The organism is Gallibacterium sp. ZY190522, from assembly GCF_054166015.1.
In genome coordinates this window covers 1,842,820-1,857,789 of sequence record NZ_CM135118.1, presented here as the reverse complement: position 1 = coordinate 1,857,789, position 14,970 = coordinate 1,842,820, and the positions used below count along the sequence as shown (strand labels likewise).

The following is a 14,970-nucleotide window of genomic DNA, read 5'->3' as shown; positions in this document are numbered from 1 at the left end:
GTAGACAATTTTGTTGCTAATATTTATTTTTCAAAATATTAGCAACTCTTTTTATTTAAAAAATCCTTTATAAACATGATCTTATGCTGTTTTGTTAAGCCATTATGATTATTTAATTGACGTTTTAGATGTTTAAATAATCCTTCAATCCTATTTGTCGTCTTTTCAATATTTATTTCAGTATACTTTTCAAAAGAGAATAAATAATTCATATACCATTTTAAACTGTCATAAGCGCCTCTTATGTTTCGATGCTTATATGGGAAATAGCCTTTTTCATTCGCTTTTTCACTTCGTTCTTTTAAAAAAATCTCGTGCTTTAAATACCATGTATGTAAGCGAAGATAAAATTCATTTTTTGTACTTTCTGTTATTGTTTTAGTGATAATTTTTAATTCCTTACCTGCTGATGATTGATGTTTTTTTCTTAATTTTCTCATTACAATAGCTATCATATGAAATTGACACATCTGTACCGGAGTATTAAAAAGATCTTTCATTAATCCTCTTCTCCCATCACAAGTAATAGCTTGAATTATATAGCCTTTTTCTCTTAGTCGATTTAATGCTAATTTGTAATAAATATCCTTTTCTGTTCGTATAAAGTGATAACAAACTACCTTATTTGTTTTTGAATCCATCAGCACTAAAACACCAAAATAGCGACCAAAAAAGGTGGTATCCATAATAATGTTCAGGTATCGATTTTGAGGTAATTTTAAGGGTGTTTTGGGGGATTTATCTATATATCTTTGAATGGTTCTAACGGAACAATGATATTTAATTGCAAGTTGTTGATAAGTTTGTTTTCCACAAGTGTAATCAGACCAAATTTTTATTGGCTCTAATTTCTTTTTGAACGTAAATGTTTTATGGCATTGGTGACAAAAATAACGTTGAAAATTATTTAATTTGCCATGTTTCTTTATTTCTGCACTTTGGCAAAATGGGCAGTTTTTTATTCATATTTCAAAAAGAGGGCTTAAAGCCTTGTACTATAAGGCTTTAAGCCACTTTTTAGCAACAATTTTGTCTACTATGCCTAAAAATTAAAGGCAGATCAAATGATCTGCCTTTTGCTTATTCGATATTTTGTACCTGCTCACGCATCTGTTCAATTAACACTTTCAACGTGACCGCAGCGTTGGTGATTTCCGTATTAATTGACTTGGATGCCAATGTGTTGGATTCTCGATTCAGCTCCTGCATCATAAAATCTAAACGGCGACCGACAACACCACCTTTGTTTATGATGTTATTAGTTTCTTTGATGTGCATTTCCAAACGATCCAACTCTTCGGCAACGTCAATACGCTGTGCCAGCAAAATCATCTCTTGTTCTAAGCGGCTCGGTTCAAGCTGTAACTGCACCTCTTCAAAACGTTGTAATAAGCGTTCACGCTGCCATTGCAACACTTCCGGCATTTTATTACGAACGAATGTCACTTCGGTGGCAATAGCCTGTAAACGGGTACGAATGGCTTCTGCTAATTTTTCACCTTCTCGTGCGCGCATAGCAATAAAATCATCCAATAATGCATTGAAACCGGTGAGTAGCTCCTGACCAAGCTCATCGACGTCAACGCCGGCATTTTCCACTACCCCCGGATAACGCAGAATATCAATCGGATTAATTTGACCATCATTTAATTCAGTTTTAATCCAATACAAAGCTTCCATTACTTGGCGAGCAAACGTTTGATTAAGGTTTAATCCAGATTTTGCTTGATTTAATTCAATCCGTAAACTGCATTCGATTTTACCGCGTGACAAGCGTTGTCTTAATGTTTCTCGCAGTGTATTTTCTAACGCTCTGAACTGCTCAGGTAAACGAAAAAAAGTTTCCAGATAACGTTGATTAACAGAACGAATTTCCCAAACTGCACAACCCCATGCTGCTTGGATTTCGTGGCGTGCAAATGCTGTCATACTATAAATCATTCATCATTTCTCTTATTGGTGAAACTATAAAATCATCTTAACCAAATGATCCGCTTTAATCCGCTCAAAACGGCGTAATATTTTTTGCACCGGTGCTGGATAATCGCTTGGTTTATCCAGTTGTTGATAGCTGTTAAGAATGGTGGTGTAAGTGCGTATTTCAGCTAATTCGGTACAGGTTTGAGCAGTCAGCTTGTGATCCAAATCTTGAATTAGTAAACCGTTTTCTGCATCCAAACGCCAAGCACGTGGATTTAAATTATTTCCGGTGAGCAGAATGTAATTGTCATCAACCCAAACGCCTTTAAGGTGATAACTGTTTTCACCGTCTTTCCATAGGCGGATAGTAAGCTGTTTATTATCGATAAAATCGGCAAATTTTTTTGCAAATTGGCGTAAGTTTTTCTCATAAAGGTAAGGCAATGCCCCAGCCATTTTGAACGGTTCAGATGGCGGAATATAAAAATCGTTTGCAGTTTTGTCGCCAACGATAATTTCAATTTTTTTACCTTCGTGCAGCAAAGTTCTAATTCGTTGTTGCAATGAACGAGGAAAGTTGAAATAGGGCGTACAAATTGTTAATTTCTGTTGAGTAACTATAAATAAAGCTTCAATCACTTTATTCAACAGATTGTTTTTGCCAATCCCGAACAGCGGTGTAATAGTTAGTCTGCCGTCTTCAAGGTGTTGTTTTGTACGACAATGATATTTACCGGTTAAAATTAAATTTCTACGGAAAGAACGAATCGCAGGGCGTAGCTCTTTGGTTGGTTTTCGCGCTTGATCGAGGCGATTTACTGCACAAATATCATTTAAATTTTGTTGGATAAATTCAACCAGACAGTCGGCTAATTGTGGGTTTGTAATTTTTTGATAGCGGTCGTAGCGGTAACGATCCTGTTGATGTAAGTAGACATTATTAATGCTTGCTCCACTATAAAGCACAGTATCGTCAAAGATAAACCCTTTAATATGCAACACGCCGAAAATCTCACGGGTATTGATAGGTACACCATAAACAATGACATCATCAAATCCATATTTCTGACGCATTGCCTCATACCAATCGGCATTGCTACTTTGTTGATCTTCACCGATGCGTCCACGTTGTGCACGATGCCAATCAACGAATATTTTAATATCTAAATCGGGATGATTCTGTTTTGCTTGATAAATGGCCTCAAGAATTTCTTGTCCTGCTTCATCTTTTTCCCAATAAAGTGCAGTAATATAAATACGTTTTTTAGCCTGGCTGATAAGTTCCAGTATCTGCTGTTTAAATGCTTTGGAAGATAGGATAATTTCAACCTGTTGCGCTTCCAGTGTATACGCAGGCAAACGAGCTAATCTTTTTTTCGCACGATCTAATCTTGATAGTAACATAATATAATTATGGTTATGCGCTACCATTATGGCTTTGCGCTTTTCTATAAAATGCTTAAGTTTACAATTATTTGTTAAGACTTCTCAACTGTTTCAGTTATAATGGGCGAAATTTTCCTATTATCCAACCTGAAAATAATCCAATGAATAAAAAACCAGTTTTTCAAGAAAATAAATTCCGTTTTTCTGAAAACAATCGCCGTCAGGATCGCACCGAACGTGATCAGAAAGGCAAATCACGTTTTTCAGATAAACCGCGTTTCGGCGATAAAAAACAGGATCGTTTCAATGATGACAAACGATCAGGTTTTTTGAATCAAAATAAATTCCGTCAACCACGCGAACCACGTTCTATTTGGGGAGATAAACAGCAGATTACCGCACATAAAGCAGGTACGCTTGGCGAGGGGAGTGTAACGGTAACCATTAAATCCAATGCACCACAACAAAAAATGAAAAAGAAAGGGGCATTATCACCGCGAGCCCCAGAAAATATCCGCCAAAATCGTGCCGAAGAGGTGAAAGTTTATGGCGAAGCGGCGTGTTTTGCTTTATTTGAACATCGTCCGCAAGATATTGTGCGTTTATGGGTAACGCAGGAATTAACGAAAAAAGCCGGTGAAATGATGAGCTATTTAGCAGAAAATAAAAAGGCTTATCACGTGGTGAAAGGGGACGAATTACAGCTTGTCAGTGGTACAGAACATCACGGTGGCATCTGTTTATTAGTGAAAAAACGTCCACCATTAATGCTAAAAAGTTATTTAGAAACGCCTAGAAAACGAGATTGTATTGTCGTGTTGGATGGCATCGGCAATGTAGCGAATATTGGTGGAGTATTGAAAACACTCGCATTTTATGGTGTGAAAAATGTAGTAACGGATAAGATTGATGCAGTACAAAGCTCGGTAGCGATGCGTGTTGCTGAAGGTGGTATTGAATATTTGCGTTTATTTGAAGTTACCCATTCGGCATTAGCGTTAGATCTGTTAAAGCAGGAAGGTTATCAACTGATACGTGCCAGTTTATCTAAACAGGCAATAGCACTAAACAAATTGGAGTTACAGGACAAAGTGGCAATTGTGTTGTCGGAAAATACGATTAAAGATCTCGATCCTGATGTGACTAATGTGGCGTTATCGATAACTAATCCACTTTCAACTGGGCTAAATGTGGCAGTTACCGCAGGTGTTTTGTTGTCTAAATGGTATTTCTAGATTATTGATAAAATACCAAGTGAGTTTTTGTTATAAAATCCGCACCTACATAGTTAATATCAAGAATAATTTTTAAGGTGCGGATTCGTTTTTCTTTTTAGTCAAACTCCAACTCAACTTGCTCTTCGCCGATAAAAGCGGTTAAATCGGAAATGAGATCATCGTGTGGTGTAATACGCCATTCAATGCCTAAAGTGAGCATTGCTCGACCGTTCGGACTATCATAATAGATATGAACTGGGATAGTGCCTTGTGCATAAGGGGTTAGGATTTGTTTAAAGCGTTCGATAAAGTCGTTATTTAACTGTTTTTGTTTAATCGCAATTGCTAGGCTTTTTACCACACGTTGGCGAATCTCTTCTAGTGTATTGATCTCTCTAGCAATCATTCGGATACCGCCGGTGAAATCATCAGGAATGACAGAACCACTAACGATAACAATATGATCTTTATGGATTTTTTCTTCAAATTGCTCTAAAGCATCAGAGAATAGAGTAATATCCATTCTTGCCGAGCGATCATCTAGGGTTAGAATTCCTAAACGATTACCTCGTTTAGTAACCAGTGATCGGAAATTAACTACTAACCCTGATACGGTGCAGCTTTCGCCACGACGAGTGACACTCACTTCTGATAAACGATTGCCATAGTGTGATAACTCTTTCACATAACGGCTGATTGGATGGCTACTTAAATATAATCCCAATGTTTCTTGTTCACCATCTAACACCATTTTTTCTGTCCATTTAGGGGCATTGGCGTAAGCTTGTTCTACTTGGTTCGGTGAACTTGCCAATACACCGAACATATCTGTTTGTCCTAATGCTTCATCTTTGGCGTGCTGATCGGAGGCTTTGAGGGCATCTTCTAAATTTAGTGCAATTGCAGCACGGTGTGGCCCAAGTTTATCTAATGCGCCAGCTTTAATCAGATTATCAAAGGTGCGCCGATTAATTTTGCGTAAGTCCACTCTAGCACATAGATCAAACAGATCACGAAATAGTCCACCCGATGTTCTAGCTTCAATAATATTTTCAACGGGAGCTTCTCCCACACCTTTAATTGCGCCTAAGCCATAAACGATTTCCCCTTTTTCATTCACACTGAAGCCGTATTTACCGGTATTAATATCGGGAGGAACAACTTTTAAACCCATTCGCAAACTTTCATCATAGAAATTGACGATTTTTTCCACTTTGTACATTTCTGATGTCATTACTGCCGCCATAAATTCAGCAGGAAAGTGAGCTTTTAGCCAAAGTGTTTGGTAGGAAACCAGTGCATATGCGGCAGAATGTGATTTGTTGAAGCCATAACCGGCAAATTTTTCAACTAAATCGAAAATTTTCATTGCTAATTCGCCGTCAACACCGTTTTTAATCGCTCCCTCTTTGAAAACAGAACGTTGTTTTGCCATTTCTTCAGGTTTCTTTTTCCCCATTGCTCGGCGTAACAAATCCGCACCACCTAAGGTATAACCGGCAAGCACTTGTGCAATTTGCATCACCTGTTCTTGGTACAAAATAATGCCGTAAGTTGGTTCTAAAATTGGTTTAAGGGATTCGTGCTGATATTCGGCATCTGGATAGGAGATTTCTTCTTCACCGTGTTTACGGCGAATAAAGTTATCCACCATTCCGGATTGTAATGGTCCCGGACGAAATAGTGCCACTAATGCGATAATATCTTCAAAACAGTCAGGTTTTAAACGGCGGATTAAATCTTTCATTCCGCGCGATTCCAGTTGGAATACCGCAGTTGTTTGCGCATCTAGTAGCAATTTAAAGGATTTTTCATCATCCAATGGAATATGGTGAATATTGATTTCCGGTTTACCCTCACGGCGCATACGTTCATTAATCATATCAACCGCCCATTGGATAATAGTGAGCGTGCGTAAGCCTAAAAAGTCGAATTTGACCAAGCCGGCATATTCAACATCACTTTTATCAAAATGAGTAACAGGATGTTTACCTTCGGAATCACAGTAAATTGGCGAAAAGTCGGTAATTTTGCTTGGTGATATAACCACACCACCGGCGTGTTTCCCTGCATTTCGGGTAACTCCCTCTAATTTACGCCCCATATCGATCAGTGCTTTAACCTCTTCATCGCTGTTGTAAACCTCGACTAATTTAGGTTCGGCATCAAATGCTTTTTGTAAAGTCATACCGGGATCAGGTGGGATCAGTTTTGCAATGCGATCAACAAAACCATATGGATGACCAAGCACTCGTCCAACATCTCGAATTACTGCTTTTGCTGCCATAGTACCGAAAGTGATAATTTGCGATACAGCATCCCGTCCATACATTTGTGCCACGTGTTCAATTACGCGGTCGCGACCATCCATACAGAAATCGACATCAAAATCCGGCATTGAAACACGTTCTGGATTTAAGAAACGTTCAAAAAGCAGATCAAATTGCAGCGGATCAAGATCGGTAATTCTAAGGGAATAAGCCACTAAAGAACCGGCACCGGAACCTCGTCCCGGTCCAACCGGAATATTGTTATCTTTTGACCACTGGATAAATTCCATCACGATTAGGAAGTAACCGGGGAATCCCATTTGGTTGATTACTTTTAGTTCCGTTTCCAAGCGTTCATCATATTTTGCACGTTTTTGTTGTCGTTCCTGTTCATCAGGGAAAAGAACAGCTAAACGTTGCTCTAAACCGGTTTTTGCCTGTTGAATTAGGTATTCCTCAGTGCTTAATTTTCCGGTCGGAAATTGAGGTAGAAAATATTGACCTAAGCGAATGGTAACATTGCAACGTTGTGCAATGTAAACACTGTTTTCGAGCGCCTGTGGGAGATCGGCAAATAATTCGCACATCTCCTGTTCACTACGGAAATATTGTTGTGGACTATATTTTTTCGGGCGGTTAGGATCATCTAGCGTATAGCCATCGTGAATAGCGACACGGATTTCGTGAGCTTCAAAATCATCCTCCGTAAGAAACATTACATCATTAGTCGCAACTAGTGGAATTTGGTGTTGCTCCGCTAAGTCGACCGCCTGTTGCAGATAATGTTCTTCATCATTACGACCAGTACGGCTGATAGAAAGATAAAAATGATCTGAAAAATGGCGTTGATAAAAAGCTAGGCAGTTTTCCGCAGAATTTTGATTTCCTCTCACGAGAAACTTACCAACATCACCGTCTTTGCCACCGGAAAGGATAATAACACCTTCAGCGTGTTCAATCAGCCATTCTTTGTCTATCATTGGATACTCACGATAACCGCGCTGATAAGCACGGGAAAGCAATAAAGTGATATTTTGATAGCCGACATTGTTTTTGGCGAGCAGTGTTAGAGAGAACGGTTCATCCGGAAGCTCTTCGCTATTGACTAAAACATCCGCACCAACAATTGGTTTAATGCCTTTACCTAAGGCTGCACCATAAAATTTCACTAAACCACAGAAGTTAGTAAAATCAGTTAATGCCATTGCCACCATTTGTTGCTTTGCACATTCATCAATCAATGTTTTTATTTTGGTTAGACCATCAATCATTGAGAAATCGCTATGAATGCGCAAATGAACAAATTTCGGTGATGACATAATTTTTCCTAAAGATGATTCTACATTAGAAAGGTGCGAATTCACGCACCTTTCTGCATAAATTAATGAGAAATATTATAGATTAAAAAAGAGCTTTTCACGTTTCCATTTATCGACGGTAAAGGTTTTGATGGTTAATGCGTGAATAGCATTGCTGGCAAGATGCTCCATTAATGGTGCGTAAATCATTTGTTGTTGTTTAACACGTGATAAATCAGCAAACTTATCGCTAACTGCAATCACATCATAATGGGCATTTTCACCACGCACATAAACTTCATCTAAATTAAGTGTTTGTTTTAATAATTGTTCAATTTCTTTTGGATCCATAAATGTTCTCTAATTATTGATTAAATTAAATATTGGTGTAACCATTGATCTAATGAAAATAACGCTGCCAGATTTTTGCATTGTTCCGGTAGATTAATTAATCGCACTTTTTCAGCCGGATTCAATAGCAATAATTCAGTCAGTAAAGCAAAACCGGCGGAATCAATATGGATGATTTGTTGTAAATCCCAGATTATCTGTTGACAACTTTGCAAATCAGTATTCCCTTTCAAGCTGAACTGCTGACGTTGTCGCCATAGTTGTGGCACAGTTTCACGATTTAATATGCCATTTAAGGTAACAACAGCCTGTTGTTCAACCTGCTCCAATTGCCAGATTAAATTATCATCGCTCATCCAAAATCCCTTAATGGCTGAAATTTTATTTTTTATCTAAAGTTATCGGCATACTTGCTGATTTTGCGATCTGAGTAGTGAGTGCTTCAATACCCTGTTTGCGTAGTACACTACTCCACTCATTTTTCTTAGTTTCAACCATACTCACGCCTTCAACCGCCATATCGTAAGCTTGCCATTGATTAATTTTACTGTTTTTACGCCATTTGAAATCCAATTTAATTGGAGCAGCACCGTTATTTTGTTCAACGGTAACACGAATATTGACAATATTTTTACCATCAACAGGTTTTTCAGGTTCTATGGTAACTTTTTGTCCATTATAAAAAGTTAAAACTTGAGCATAAGCTTGTTCTATGTAGTTGCCGAAAGTCGTGAAAAATTGCTCACGTTGTTCCGATGTTGTAGTTTTAAAGCTTGAATTGCCTAAAACTAATGAACCGGCATATTTAACGTGAATATAAGGCATTAAATCTTGTTTGACAATAGTACGTAAATAGTTTGGATTTTGCTTAATTTTGTTCTGATTTTGTGTAATATCAGCAAAGAGTTTATCAGATGCTTGATGCATTAGTTGATAAGGATTTTGTTCGGCATTGGCAAGACAACTGACCAACATTAAAGTGGTGGTGATCAATGACCAAGCCATTTTTTTGAGATAGCGTTGTAACATATTTGTTCTCCTTTAAGATAATTTATTCTTTATTTGTTTCGCTTGATTCTGTGGCGGAATCATTGGATTTTTTATCACCATAGATAAATTGCCCGATTAAATCTTCCAGCACCATTGCTGATTTGGTATCAACAATTTTGCTACCGTCTTTCAACATCGGGGTTTCTCCATCATCAAAACCGATATTTAAAGCAATATATTGTTCACCCAATAAACCGGCGGTTTTGATCGATAATGAACTGTTATCCGGAATTTGATTATATTGTTGCTCGATCACTAGCGTTACTTTTGGTAAATAGGTGGTTGGATCCAATTCAATTTTATTGACGCGACCGACAACTACACCACCAATTTTCACTGGCGCTCTTACTTTCAGACCGCCTATATTATCAAAAGTTGCCTCTACACGGTATGTTTGTGATTTACTAAAATTTTGAATATTGACCACTTTCAAGCCTAGGAAAACTAAGGCGGCAATGCCTAATAATAAAAAAAGCCCAACCCAAAATTCATATTTCATTGTGTTTTTCATAAATTGTCCTTTTTGATTAACTTCCGCCGAACATTAATGCAGTTAAAATAAAATCTAATGCCAATACCACTAATGAAGACTGTACTACAGTTTTGGTCGTAGCTTGGCTGATACCTTCTGAAGTTGGTAAGGCATTGTAGCCGTTAAATAATGCGATCCAAACTACGCTGAGTGCAAAACATAAACTTTTAATGATGCCATTACCGATGTCTTTGCCCCAAACAACAGCGCTTTGCATTACCGACCAGAAACTACCGCTGTCAACACCTTTCCAGTCAACGCCGACTAAAGAGCCACCCCATATGCCCACAGCAGTAAAGATTAAGGCAAGTAATGGCATTGCAATCATTCCCGCCCAAAAACGAGGGGCAATAACACGCCTTAAAGGATTGACTGCCATCATTTCTAGTCCGGAAAGTTGTTCTGTTGCTTTCATTAAACCGATTTCCGCCGTCAATGCAGAGCCGGCTCGACCAGCGAAAAGCAATGCTGTTACCACTGGCCCAAGTTCACGTAACAGTGATAAGGCAACGAGTTGCCCTAAGCTGGTTTCAGCAGAAAAATCGACCAAAATAACATAACCCTGTAAACCAAGTACCATCCCGATAAAAAGGCCGGAAAGCACAATAATCAGCAAGGATTGTACGCCTAACACATATAACTGTTTGACAACTAAAGGAAAATTTTTTCTAAACTGAGGGACACCGATTAATGCACCATAAAGCATTAAGGCAGATTTCCCTAATGTGCGCAACCAATGAACGCCACGTTTTCCCATCCACTCAATAATTGTGATTTTCACTGAAATAATTCCTCTTCATAGTTTTGTGCCGGATAGTGGAATTTCACTGGACCGTCTGCTTGTCCAGATAAAAATTGAACCACACGTGGATCTTGGCTCTGCCGTAGTTGTTGTGGCATACCTTCCGCAATAATTTTTTGTTCCGCCACGATATAAGCATAATCGGCGATACTTAAAACTTCTGTGACATCGTGCGAAATAACAATAGAAGTTAGATTCAAGGTTTGATTTAATTTTTTGATTAAATCAACAATCACCCCCATACTGATTGGATCCTGCCCGGTGAAAGGTTCATCATACATAATTAAATCTGGATCTAACGCAATTGCACGAGCTAGTGCGGCACGACGAGCCATTCCGCCCGATAACTCATTCGGCATCAAATTTGCTGCGCCGCGCAAACCGACAGTTTCTAATTTCATTAACACCATTTTGCGAATAATGCTTTCCGGCAGTTTGGTATGTTCACGAATAGGAAAAGCTACATTTTCAAAGGTGGTCATATCAGTAAATAATGCACTTGATTGGAATAACATTCCCATCCGTTCCCGAACTTTATAAAGTGCTTTGTCGGATAAATTACAAATATCTTGTCCGTCGAACAGAATTTGACCTTGCTCCGGGATTAATTGACCGCCGATGAGTTTCAATAAAGTCGTTTTACCAATTCCGGAAGGTCCCATAATAGCGGTAATTTTGCCCTGCTCGATTTTTAGGTTTAGACCGTTATAAATCGTTCTTTCACCGCGTTTGAAAATGAGATCTTTCACTTCGATAAGAATATCTTGCATTTATTTTTTGCCTTATGTTCTTGATCGTAAAGTTGCTATTTTAACAGAAGAAAGTGTTTTGTTGAAAAATAACTCATTAATAACGATTTTATGCTATTATTTTGCGGCTAAAAATTTTACTGAAAAAGGTATTTTGTTTATGTCCATTCGTTGGAATATTTTACTTGCGGTGATCGTATTTGCTTTGTTGGCGTGGCTTTATTCGCTACAGCATAATAATGTGCCAACCCTAGTGAAAGATGATTCCGCACCAGAATATATCGCCAAACAGATGACAACAACAGTATTCGGTCCGACAGGATCAATCCAATATCAGGCACAATCAAGTAATGTCTATTATTTTAATAATGATAAGACCGTATTCAGTCAGCCGATACTGTATGTTTATGATGAAAATCAGATAAAAACTTGGCGTTTACAGGCAGATACAGCCACATTGACGGATAAGGATAAATTGACTTTACAAGGCAATGTAAAATTGCAAAGTTTAGTTGAAACTTCAAAATTACAGACGATTGATGCAGAGAGGGCGTTTGTCAATTTAACGACACAGGATATAACATCTGATACAATGGTGACCTTGACTGGGCTGAACTTTACCAGTCAAGGAAAAGCGTTGGATGGCAATTTGAGAAAAGAATCCGCAACATTAAAAGAACAGGTTAAAACATATTATGAAATCCAAAAAAATTAATTTTGCTTTTGCGTTACTCGCTTTATTTGTCAGTTATTCGGCAAATGCGTTGACCGGTGATTCCGAGCAGCCTATTAACATCGAGTCGGATAATCAGTCATTAGATTTAACCAATAATGTTGTGACTTTTGATACCAATGTAGTGATTACGCAAGGTAGTGTCAAAATTGATGCTGATAAAGTGGTGATTACTCGTCCAAATGAGAAAGATAAAGCCAAAAATAAGAAAGAAACCGTAGATGCTTATGGTAAACCAGTTAAATTCCAACAAAAATTGGATAATGGCAAAATGGTTTATGGTAATGCGGATAAAGTACATTATGATTTAGGAAAAGAGTTTTTAACGCTTATCGATAATGCACAGTTGAAGCAAGAAGATAGCCGTATTAATGGCGACATCATCACTTATGATGTGAAAAAACAACAGTTGAAAGCGAATGGTAACGGTAATTCTCGTGTGAAAACCATTTTGATTCCAAACCAATTAAAATCAAATTAGAGCATATTTATGTCAGTTTTATCTGCTGAACAGTTAAGTAAAAGTTATAAAGGTCGTCCGGTTGTTAACGGTGTTAGTCTCACGATTAATTCCGGTGAAATTGTTGGATTACTTGGGCCGAATGGTGCCGGTAAAACAACAACTTTTTATATGGTGGTGGGGTTGATTAGCCACGATCAAGGTAAGATCACTATTGATAATCAGGATATTAGTCGCCTGCCGATGCATCAGCGTGCCAAACAAGGGATCGGGTATTTGCCACAAGAAGCTTCGATTTTTCGTCGTTTATCCGTGTATGATAATTTAATGGCAGTGCTGGAAATTCGTAAGGATTTAAGTAAAGAACAGCGAGTCGATGAATTGGATCGTTTGTTGGAAGAGTTTCATATTACGCATATTAAAGACAATATTGGGCAATCATTATCCGGTGGTGAACGTCGTCGAGTTGAGATTGCACGTGCATTAGCGGCAAATCCAAAATTTATTTTGTTGGATGAACCTTTTGCTGGTGTTGACCCCATTTCTGTATTGGATATTAAAAATATTATCAAAGGGTTACGTGATCGTGGCTTGGGTGTGTTGATTACTGATCATAATGTGCGTGAAACATTGGATGTTTGTGAGCGTGCTTATATTGTGAGTGCAGGAACAATGATAGCGGATGGTACTCCGCAACAAGTGTTGGCGGATGAACACGTGAAACGTGTTTATCTCGGTGAACATTTTAAACTGTAACAAGTATTTGAAATATGAAAATCACTGATTTTTTACAACCGCAAAATATTCGTACTGGCTTGCTTTGTTCAAGTAAAAAACGAGCGTTTGAGTTAATTTGCAATTTAGTTTCACCACAAACAGAAGAGAATGAAATCACCTGTTTTGAAGCATTGTTTAATCGAGAAAAAATGGGTAATACCGGCATCAATAACGGAATTGCTATTCCGCACGCAAAGTTAGCAGTTGGTGATAAACCGGTGGCGGTCTTTTTGCAGTTGGATACACCAATAAAATATGAATCAGCCGATCATCGTGATGTTGATTTGATCTTTGCAATTTTAATTCCGGAAAGTTGTTGCTCAATTTGTTCAGCATTACTGCCCTATTTAGCAGAATGTTTTTCAGATAAGAATTTGTGTAAGCAGTTACGTTTGGCAAAAAATCCGGAAGAGGTATGGTCTATTTTTGTTGCTTTTGATCATTCGGAACATCAGGATGATCAGACGGAACAGGTTGAAGAAATCACAGAAAACGCGCAAACTAAATAAATAGCTTTTCGTTAATTGTAGGTGGATTGATTTATGGAACTTGTTATTATTAGCGGTCGTTCTGGAGCTGGAAAATCCGTTGCATTAAAAGCTCTTGAGGATATTGGTTATTATTGTATCGATAATTTGCCGTTGTTTCTTCTTCCTCAATTAATTGAAAAGTTAGGTAGTGGGCAACAGATAGTTGCGATTAGTGTTGATATTCGTAATATTCCGCTTGATTCACAAAAACTAGAATCAATTTTGGAACAACTGCCTCATTCTTGTAATACGAAAATTATCTATCTTGATGCGGATCGTAACAGTTTAATTCGTCGTTATAGTGATACTCGTCGTTTACATCCGTTGTCTAAAGAAAATCTATCGCTAGAAGGTTCGATTGATTTGGAAAAAGAGCGACTTGAACCATTGTTCCAACACGCTAATTTTATTATTGATACTACCAACCTTTCCACTCACCAGTTGGCGGAAAAATTACGGGAATTTGTACGTGGTAATGCCGACAAAGAGTTACAAATTATTATTAAATCTTTTGGTTTTAAATATGGCATTCCACAGGATGCGGATTATATTTTTGATGTTCGATTTTTACCGAATCCGCATTGGGAACCGAAATTGCGCCCTTTAACTGGTTTGGATCAACCGATAATCAATTTTCTACGTCAATATGATGTGGTACGTGAATTTATTTATTCTACCTGTAATTATATTGAAACTTGGTTGCCTTTATTAGAACAGAATAACCGTAGTTATTTGACGATTTGTATTGGTTGTACTGGTGGCAAACATCGTTCTGTTTATATTGCACAACAATTAGCAGAATACTTTAAAGCGAAAGGAAAAAATATTAAAATTCAACACAACTCCTTGATTCGTCAAGAACATAAAAACAGTACGAATTAACTCCTCAAATTTG

At 37.8% G+C, this 14,970-nt stretch carries 16 protein-coding genes; 6 read left to right on the top strand and 10 right to left on the bottom strand.

Annotated features, from left to right (window positions below; all coding sequences use genetic code 11):
* Positions 1-38: 38 nt before the first annotated feature.
* The 3 genes from ACXPAV_RS09025 to pssA form a co-directional block, all read right to left on the bottom strand.
* A complete protein-coding gene (locus ACXPAV_RS09025; protein ID WP_458004410.1) occupies positions 39-929 on the bottom strand; it encodes an IS256 family transposase, variant Zn-binding type in 891 nt (296 codons plus the stop codon).
* A gap of 151 nt (positions 930-1,080) precedes the next feature.
* On the bottom strand, positions 1,081-1,941 hold the full coding sequence (locus tag ACXPAV_RS09020; RefSeq protein ID WP_458003311.1) for a YicC/YloC family endoribonuclease: 861 nt from the start codon (positions 1,939-1,941) through the stop codon (positions 1,081-1,083).
* A gap of 24 nt (positions 1,942-1,965) precedes the next feature.
* The gene (gene pssA / locus ACXPAV_RS09015; RefSeq protein ID WP_458003310.1) at positions 1,966-3,324 is read right to left on the bottom strand and encodes a CDP-diacylglycerol--serine O-phosphatidyltransferase; all 1,359 of its coding nucleotides are present in this window, start codon (positions 3,322-3,324) and stop codon (positions 1,966-1,968) included.
* A 143-nt stretch (positions 3,325-3,467) separates the two neighbouring features.
* Between pssA and ACXPAV_RS09010 the strand changes: the two genes are divergently transcribed.
* A complete protein-coding gene (locus ACXPAV_RS09010) occupies positions 3,468-4,541 on the top strand; it encodes a TrmH family RNA methyltransferase (RefSeq protein WP_458003309.1) in 1,074 nt (357 codons plus the stop codon).
* Between the two features lie 97 nt (positions 4,542-4,638).
* Here ACXPAV_RS09010 and dnaE read toward each other — a convergent pair whose 3' ends face one another.
* From dnaE to ACXPAV_RS08975, 7 genes are all read right to left on the bottom strand, one after another.
* Positions 4,639-8,112 carry a DNA polymerase III subunit alpha gene (gene dnaE / locus ACXPAV_RS09005; protein WP_458003308.1) on the bottom strand — a complete coding sequence of 1,158 codons (3,474 nt, stop codon included), beginning with the start codon at positions 8,110-8,112 and terminating at the stop codon, positions 4,639-4,641.
* 75 nt (positions 8,113-8,187) lie between these two features.
* Positions 8,188-8,442, bottom strand: coding sequence for a BolA family protein (locus tag ACXPAV_RS09000; RefSeq protein ID WP_039135023.1), 255 nt, complete (start codon positions 8,440-8,442; stop codon positions 8,188-8,190).
* Positions 8,443-8,462: 20 nt separating this feature from the next.
* Positions 8,463-8,798 (bottom strand): STAS domain-containing protein, encoded by a 336-nt coding sequence (locus ACXPAV_RS08995; protein ID WP_458003307.1) that lies wholly within the window; start codon positions 8,796-8,798, stop codon positions 8,463-8,465.
* 25 nt (positions 8,799-8,823) lie between these two features.
* Positions 8,824-9,447: a phospholipid-binding protein MlaC gene (gene mlaC / locus ACXPAV_RS08990; RefSeq protein ID WP_458004409.1), complete on the bottom strand. Its 624-nt coding sequence runs from the start codon at positions 9,445-9,447 to the stop codon at positions 8,824-8,826.
* Positions 9,448-9,493: 46 nt separating this feature from the next.
* A complete protein-coding gene (mlaD, locus tag ACXPAV_RS08985; RefSeq protein ID WP_458003306.1) occupies positions 9,494-10,003 on the bottom strand; it encodes an outer membrane lipid asymmetry maintenance protein MlaD in 510 nt (169 codons plus the stop codon).
* A 16-nt stretch (positions 10,004-10,019) separates the two neighbouring features.
* Positions 10,020-10,781: a lipid asymmetry maintenance ABC transporter permease subunit MlaE gene (gene mlaE / locus ACXPAV_RS08980; RefSeq protein WP_039172248.1), complete on the bottom strand. Its 762-nt coding sequence runs from the start codon at positions 10,779-10,781 to the stop codon at positions 10,020-10,022.
* A 20-nt stretch (positions 10,782-10,801) separates the two neighbouring features.
* A complete protein-coding gene (locus ACXPAV_RS08975; protein ID WP_065233140.1) occupies positions 10,802-11,596 on the bottom strand; it encodes an ATP-binding cassette domain-containing protein in 795 nt (264 codons plus the stop codon).
* Positions 11,597-11,735: 139 nt separating this feature from the next.
* Between ACXPAV_RS08975 and lptC the strand changes: the two genes are divergently transcribed.
* Genes lptC through rapZ form a run of 5 tightly spaced genes read left to right on the top strand, consistent with a single transcriptional unit; the run spans position 11,736 to position 14,957 of the window.
* The gene (lptC, locus tag ACXPAV_RS08970) at positions 11,736-12,290 is read left to right on the top strand and encodes an LPS export ABC transporter periplasmic protein LptC (RefSeq protein WP_458003305.1); all 555 of its coding nucleotides are present in this window, start codon (positions 11,736-11,738) and stop codon (positions 12,288-12,290) included.
* Positions 12,271-12,789, top strand: a complete 519-nt coding sequence (lptA, locus tag ACXPAV_RS08965) for a lipopolysaccharide transport periplasmic protein LptA (protein ID WP_285096093.1) — start codon at positions 12,271-12,273, stop codon at positions 12,787-12,789. The genes lptC and lptA overlap by 20 nt, the downstream gene beginning before the upstream one ends.
* A gap of 9 nt (positions 12,790-12,798) precedes the next feature.
* Positions 12,799-13,524, top strand: coding sequence for an LPS export ABC transporter ATP-binding protein (lptB, locus tag ACXPAV_RS08960; RefSeq protein ID WP_458003304.1), 726 nt, complete (start codon positions 12,799-12,801; stop codon positions 13,522-13,524).
* Between the two features lie 14 nt (positions 13,525-13,538).
* Entirely contained in the window at positions 13,539-14,054 is a 516-nt protein-coding gene (ptsN, locus tag ACXPAV_RS08955; protein WP_458003303.1) for a PTS IIA-like nitrogen regulatory protein PtsN, read from the top strand.
* A 33-nt stretch (positions 14,055-14,087) separates the two neighbouring features.
* Entirely contained in the window at positions 14,088-14,957 is an 870-nt protein-coding gene (rapZ, locus tag ACXPAV_RS08950) for an RNase adapter RapZ (protein ID WP_458003302.1), read from the top strand.
* Positions 14,958-14,970: the final 13 nt, after the last annotated feature.

Bases quoted from the DNA above. Each gene is read 5' to 3' on its own strand.
- dnaE (WP_458003308.1), bottom strand. From the start codon at position 8,112: ATGTCATCACCGAAATTTGTTCATTTGCGCATTCATAGCGATTTCTCA.
- ptsN (WP_458003303.1), top strand. From the start codon at position 13,539: ATGAAAATCACTGATTTTTTACAACCGCAAAATATTCGTACTGGCTTG.
- lptA (WP_285096093.1), top strand. From the start codon at position 12,271: ATGAAATCCAAAAAAATTAATTTTGCTTTTGCGTTACTCGCTTTATTT.
- lptB (WP_458003304.1), top strand. From the start codon at position 12,799: ATGTCAGTTTTATCTGCTGAACAGTTAAGTAAAAGTTATAAAGGTCGT.
- mlaE (WP_039172248.1), bottom strand. From the start codon at position 10,781: ATGGGAAAACGTGGCGTTCATTGGTTGCGCACATTAGGGAAATCTGCC.
- rapZ (WP_458003302.1), top strand. From the start codon at position 14,088: ATGGAACTTGTTATTATTAGCGGTCGTTCTGGAGCTGGAAAATCCGTT.
- mlaD (WP_458003306.1), bottom strand. From the start codon at position 10,003: ATGAAAAACACAATGAAATATGAATTTTGGGTTGGGCTTTTTTTATTA.
- ACXPAV_RS08995 (WP_458003307.1), bottom strand. From the start codon at position 8,798: ATGAGCGATGATAATTTAATCTGGCAATTGGAGCAGGTTGAACAACAG.
- pssA (WP_458003310.1), bottom strand. From the start codon at position 3,324: ATGTTACTATCAAGATTAGATCGTGCGAAAAAAAGATTAGCTCGTTTG.
- ACXPAV_RS08975 (WP_065233140.1), bottom strand. From the start codon at position 11,596: ATGCAAGATATTCTTATCGAAGTGAAAGATCTCATTTTCAAACGCGGT.
- ACXPAV_RS09000 (WP_039135023.1), bottom strand. From the start codon at position 8,442: ATGGATCCAAAAGAAATTGAACAATTATTAAAACAAACACTTAATTTA.
- ACXPAV_RS09010 (WP_458003309.1), top strand. From the start codon at position 3,468: ATGAATAAAAAACCAGTTTTTCAAGAAAATAAATTCCGTTTTTCTGAA.
- ACXPAV_RS09020 (WP_458003311.1), bottom strand. From the start codon at position 1,941: ATGATTTATAGTATGACAGCATTTGCACGCCACGAAATCCAAGCAGCA.
- mlaC (WP_458004409.1), bottom strand. From the start codon at position 9,447: ATGGCTTGGTCATTGATCACCACCACTTTAATGTTGGTCAGTTGTCTT.
- lptC (WP_458003305.1), top strand. From the start codon at position 11,736: ATGTCCATTCGTTGGAATATTTTACTTGCGGTGATCGTATTTGCTTTG.